Consider the following 6,106-nt stretch of genomic DNA (forward strand, 5'->3'; position numbering starts at 1 on the left):
CGCCAGCGCGTCGGACCGCACCTGCCGCACCCGCTGCCGGGCGAAATCGGCATAGCGCAGGGCGGGCAAGGCCAGGCCGGGCTCGCGATCCGCGATCCGCGCGGCGTAGACCGTCAGCAGCTCCGACAGCAGCACCGCGGCCGAAGTGCCGTCGAGCGCGATGTGGTGCACCGCCAGCAACAGGGCGTGAGTCTGGCGGCCACAGGAGAACAGGCTGGCCCGCAGCACCGGCCCCGCCGCCAGATCGAACGGCCGGTTTTCGGCCAGCGCCAGGGCCGCGGCGAGATCCTGCCCGGAAGCGGCCAGATCCTCGGCCTGCCAGTCGAAGTGCGGCGCTGCGTCGATGATCTGATGCAGGATGCCGGAGCTGTCGCCGATGCGGGTGCGCAGCACCGCGTGCCGGAGCACCAGATCCTCGACCGCGTCGCGCAGCAGATCGGCCCGGATCTCGCCATCGATGCGGAGGACGGCGGACAGCCGGTAGGCGGCGTCGTTCGGGTCGAGTTGCCAGGCCGCGAACAGCCCTTCCTGCTCCGGCGACAGTGGCGGCAACGCGATTTCATCCGCCTCGGCCGCCGGATCCTCCGCTGTGACCTGAGGCAGCGCCGCCAGGGCGGCCGCCTGCGCACGGATGGTCTCGTGCAGGAAGGCGAAGCGGGCATCGATGGTCACGCCGAACGCCTCGGCGATGCGCGCGACCAGATGGATGGCGGCGACCGACTGGCCGCCCATCTCGAAGAAATTGTCGTCCACGCCGACGCCGGACAGGCCGAGCACCGACATCCAGATCGCTGTGAGGCTCCATTCGGCCTCGGTCTCCGGCCGGCCGGTTTCGGCACCACGATCCTGTCCACGGCGGAACACGGCGGCCGGCTGCAACTCACCGCTGGCCAGCATGGCGGCGCAGCTGGAGCGGCGCAGCTTGCCGCTGGAGGTGCGCGGCAGGTCGCCAGGCTGCAGCAGGGCGATCAGGCCCGCGGCCTCCTGGAAGGACGCGGCCAGCACCGCGTTGATGCTGCGGAAGATCTCGTCGAACTGCCCGGCCCGGATGGTCGGCCGGGAGATCTCGACCGCGATGCCGATGCCCTCCACCTCGCCGTCACGATGGGCGAAGGCGATGACCCGGCCGCTGCGAATGCTGTCGACGCCGCGCTCGATGATGACTTCGACATCCTGCGGGTAGACGTTCTGGCCGCGCAGGATGATGAGGTCCTTAACCCGCCCGGCCGGGAACAGCCGGCCCTGGTGGACGAAGCCGAGATCGCCGGTGCGGAGGTAGGTGCGGTCGTCCCCGCCGGCAATGCGGGCGCGGAATACCGCCTGCACCCGGTCGTCGCCCTGCCAGTAGCCCTTGGCGACGCTGGGACCGGAGACCCAGACCTCGCCGACGCGGCCTTCGTCCAGCAGCACCCCGGTCGCGGGATCGACGACGGCGACGTGATGGCCGGGCGCGCCGACGCCGCAATCGATCAGCCGGGTGCCGTCTTCCTCCGGCTCCGCGCGTCCCGCCGCTAGGCTGGCCGGCGAGAACGACATTTCGCGCGCCCCGGCGCCCTGCACCGCGCCGGTGACGAACAGCGTCGCCTCGGCCAGGCCGTAGCAGGGGTACAGCGCGGTCGCGCCCAGGCCGACGCGCGCGAACCGATCGGTGAAGGCGCGCATGGTCGCGGCACGGATCGGCTCCGCCCCGCAGCAGGCATGGCGCCAGCTGCTGAGGTCGAGCCCCTGCATCCGGATCTCGCTGATCCGGTCGAGGCAGAGCTGGAAGGCGAAGTTCGGGCCAGTGCTGATGGTGGCGCGGAACCGCGAGACCGCCTGCAGCCACGACACCGGGCTGGCCAGGAAGTCCTTCGGCGACATCATCAAGAGCGGCAGGCCGTAGCGCAGGAACAGCAGCAGCCCGCCGATGAGCCCCATGTCGTGGTACAGCGGCAACCAGCAGACGCAGCGGTCGGCGTCCGACATGTCGAGCGCATGGGCGATGGCGTGGTGGTTCGCCTCCAGATTGCCGTGCGTGACCATGACGCCCTTGGGGGTCGAGGTCGAACCGGAGGTGTATTGCAGGAAGGCCAGCATGTCTGATGTGACCGGATGCAAGCCGGCATCGTCCGCCGCCCCGTGCCGATCCACGGCCATCACCCGGCACGGCCTGATGGCGCCGACCAGCGCCGTCACCGCATCCATGCCGTCGGCATCGGCCAGCACGACCGCCGGGCTGCAATCGTCGATGATGCCGGACAGGCGGGAATGGTGGTGCGCGTTGCCGCCTTCGGGCGGGAAGGCCGGCACAGCGACCAGCCCGGCCGCCAGGCTGCCGATGAAACCGATGACGAAGTCCGGCCCGGTGGGCAGTGCCAGCACGACGCGGTCGCCCGGCAGCGCCACCGCCCGCAGTTGCGCCGCGCAGCTGCGGACCTGGTCCCACAGGGTTCGGAAGCTCAGGCTCTCGGTGCCGGTGGAACCGGCGAACCGGATCGCCTCATCGCCGGGCCGATCCTGGGCGAGCTGCCGCAAGGCCGCGACGACACCCGGCTGCCCCCAAACGCCACGATGGTCCAACTGGCTTTCCTCCGAGGTCCGGCGATCCAGGCGAATCACCGTGCTTCGACACGACAAGGGAATGCCGCACCCAGACTGGACGCAGCCGCGGACAGCCAGCTTCCGGACGGCTATCGGCGGCGGATATTCCCGGCATTGCAATCGCGAGTCAATCTCATTCGCACACTTGCAGCCGGGGCCCGGCAGGAGGGGCCTTAGAGGTCGTTTGGAAATGCGCTGGTGTGAGTCGGCCGGCGGTGGTTTCGAGAACCGGCGCGCAGCGGACGTTTGGGTCCGTGAGCACCGGACGCGCAGAAAACGCCGTCAGACGGCCGCACCGGCGCGTTTCAGCCCAATTGCGCGAGGGTCATGCCCTGCAGCTGCTTGGTCAGGTCCAGGCTGGCCGCCAGCTGCTGCTTCAGCACCTCGAGCCGGGCGTTGGCGGTGTATGGGTCGACCTGCTCCAGCCCGACGATGCGCTCGTTCAGCAGGGTCAGCCGGGCCGTGTTCCGGGTCTTGGCCGCGTCGAGATCGGCCTGCTGGCCGCCGAGTTTGGCCACGTCCTGGCGCAGCCCGGTCAGCCCCGCCCCCAGCGTCTGCATCGCCGATTTGACATAGGCCGCCTGCGCGTCCGCCGGCATCGCCGTCAGGTCGGCGGCGGCGATCATGGTCAGGCCCTGCAGGATGCCGCGGATCGACGGGTCATTGGCCTGCATGCCGTAATCGACCTGGGTGCCGTCGTCGCTGCGGCCGGACACCCGCGGGTTCGGCCGGCCGGCGGCGTCGGTCGCCGGCGTGCCGCGATAGAAGCTGCCTTCGAAGCGCTGCCCAGGGGGGACCGAGGGATCGGAGGCGAAGGCCTTGCCGATCGCCGTGGTCAGCGCCTGCACCCCGGTCGGGCTGGTCGGCGGATTGGCGGCGATCAGCGCCTTCATGATGTCGATCGGCGATTGCGCCTCGCCGGGGGCCGCCTTGGTCGGGTCCCGCAGCGCCGGCTGGTCGACATCGACCCCGGCAAACAGCGACCGCCCGTCGATCGAGACATTGAGCGCGCCGACGATCCGGGTCAGGGCCGACATCGCGCTCTGCGGCAGGTTGGCGGCGCTGCCGGAGCTGCCTTCGGCCCCGGCGGCCAATTCGCCCAGCACCTTGTTTGCGGCCTCGTCGACAGCCTTCAGCGCATCCGCCATCGACTTGGTGCGGGCCTGCATCGAGGAAATCGAATTCTGATAGGAATCGATCTGGTCGTAGCTGCCGCGCAGCGACACCGCCTCGGCCATCCGGCCGCCCAGCGTCGCGGCGACGTCGTCGTGGAAGCCGGTGCCGACCTCGTTGGCCAGGACGGCAACCTGCCCCTGGGTGTTGCGCACCAGCGCCCGCATCTGCAGCGACAGGCCGAGGGTGGAGACCGAGATCGTCATGCTGTCCTCCTGCCCCGACGGGCCCTTTCCCCTCCTGTCATTGCCGGGCTTGACCCGGCAATCCAGAAGATGTCGACAGTCTCTGGATGCCCGGGTCAAGCCCGGGCATGATAGTTAAATAAAACCAGACAGACACATCCGGTCGCCTAAATCTTCAGCAGCGTGTCCATCATCTGCGACACCGAGGAGAGCACCGAGGCCGAGGCCGCGTAGCTCTTCTGCACCAGCGACATCTTCTGCAGCTCGTCGTCGATGTTGACGCCGTCGCGGCCGAGCCGGGCCGATTTCAGGCTTTCCAGCGTCACCGTCTTGGCATCGAGCGTCGAGTTCACGCTGGTCCGTACGCCCTGCTGCGCCGTGACCAGGCCGGTGGCATAGCCCTGGATGGTGGCGGAGCCGGCAAGGCCGACGCCGCTGTCGAAGCTGCGCTGGTCGCCGAAGCCGTCGAGGAAGGCCTGCACCTGCCGGGAATCGCCGCTGGCCGGCGCCTCCGCCGCGTGCATGCCACCGGAGACGCGCCACAACGCGCCGCCCGCCTCCGGCCGCACCAGGTCGTTGACCGCGATCCGCCCGGCCAGGCCGGCCGAGCGCGCGGGGTCGAAGGCTTTGCCGCCATCGGTGAACAGGCCGCTGTCGTTGGGCGGCGCGCCGACGGTCGCATCGCGGCCCTGGAACAGCGTGACCAGCCCGCCCGCCAGCTGGTCGAGCTGGGCCTGGAATTGCGGCATGGTCTCGTCGCGGATCTTCAGCAGCCCGGCCAGCGCGCCACCCTGCAGCCCGTTGGGGTTGCCGGAACCCGGCGTCAGGTCGACGCCGTCGGCGGTCATGACCTCGCCGAAGGGGGAAGCGGTCAGCAGGTTGGCGGAGCTGTCGACCAGAGTGGTGCCGCCCTTGGTCATGACAACCATGTCGCCGTCGCGCAGATAGGTCGAGACGCCGAGATCCTGCGACAGGCCGTCGGCCAGCCGGTCGCGTTCATCCTGCAACGCGCCGACATCGGCGCCATTAGGGTCCATGCCGCGGATCGAACGGTTCAGATCGGCGATGCGCTGCAGGCCCTGGTTGATGCCGGCGACCTTGGTCTGGATGTCCTGGTCGGCATCGGTGCGGGCCTGCTGCGCCGCGCCATACATGGTCTTCAGCGAGGCCGCCGTCTTGGTGGCGGCATCGACCACCCCGCGCTGGAACGCCGGATCGCCCGGCCGGTCGGCCAGGCTCTGGAACGACGTCTTGAGCTTGGTCAGCTGGGAGGCAATGGAGCGCTCATCCTGCGGCTGGCCGATGCTGTCGGTGAAGCGGGTCAGCAGATCCTTCTGTGCCGACAGGCTGCCGGTCTCGGACTGGGCGCTGCGCACGTCGCGGATCAGCCGCTCGTCGACATTGCGCCGGACGCTGACATCGAGGCCGAGATTGACCCCGGCAACCACCCGGGTGCTGAGCTGCAGGTCCTGGCGGACATAGCCGGGGACCGCCGCGTTCTCGATGTTGCGCGAGATGATCGAGGCTTGCGCCTGGTTGCCGCGCAGATTGGCCAGCGCGCTGCTGACGGCCAGGGAAAGGCTCATCGCCGGCGTCTCTTAACGCTTGAGCTGCGTGGTCTCGTTGAGCATCTCGTCCGCCGTCTGCACAATCTTGGCGTTCGAGCCGTAGGCCCGCTGGGTCTCGATCAGCTGGGTCAGTTCCTCGGCCAGATCGACATTGGAGTTTTCAAGGCTGCCGCCGGCGACAGTGCCGACCGGGCCGGTGCCGGCGCCCCACAGGCGCATCGCCCCGGATTCGCGGCTGACCGTGTAGACGTTCCCGTTCTCCGGGTTCAGCCCGTCCGGGTTCGCCACGTCGGCCAGCGGGATCTGGTACAGGGTGCGGCGGGCGCCGTTGTCGAAGATGCCGACCAGCTTGCCGGTCTCATCGGCATCGACCCGCGACAGCTTGCCGACGGCGGCGCCGTCCTTGACGATCTTCGGGTTGTAGGCGCCGGCGAACTGCACCACCCCGCCGGCTGTGTTCGGCGCGCCGAGCGACAGCGTGACCGATTGTGGCGTGGTGCCGTTCGGCACGCTCAAGCTCGCCTGGCCGGTGGCGGGGTCGAAGGTGAAGCCGCCGAAGCCGGTGGCCGTGGCGTTGCTCCAGCTCGCCGGCTGGCCGGC

The 6,106-nt window shown here is 69.7% G+C and carries 4 protein-coding genes; all 4 read right to left on the reverse strand.

Annotation, left to right across the window (positions count from 1 at the left end; all coding sequences use genetic code 11):
• Positions 1 to 2,559, reverse strand: a 2,559-nt coding sequence (locus AC3XYG_RS21140; protein WP_489141845.1) for an AMP-binding protein, incomplete at its 3' end; no start/stop codon positions are given.
• Positions 2,560 to 2,885: 326 nt separating this feature from the next.
• Entirely contained in the window at positions 2,886 to 3,959 is a 1,074-nt protein-coding gene (locus AC3XYG_RS21145) for a flagellin N-terminal helical domain-containing protein (RefSeq protein ID WP_489141846.1), read from the reverse strand.
• 146 nt (positions 3,960 to 4,105) lie between these two features.
• A complete protein-coding gene (flgK, locus tag AC3XYG_RS21150) occupies positions 4,106 to 5,524 on the reverse strand; it encodes a flagellar hook-associated protein FlgK (protein ID WP_489141847.1) in 1,419 nt (472 codons plus the stop codon).
• Between the two features lie 12 nt (positions 5,525 to 5,536).
• Positions 5,537 to 6,106, reverse strand: a 570-nt coding sequence (locus tag AC3XYG_RS21155; RefSeq protein ID WP_489141848.1) for a flagellar hook-basal body complex protein, incomplete at its 5' end; no start/stop codon positions are given.

It is taken from the genome of Inquilinus sp., from assembly GCF_057815775.1.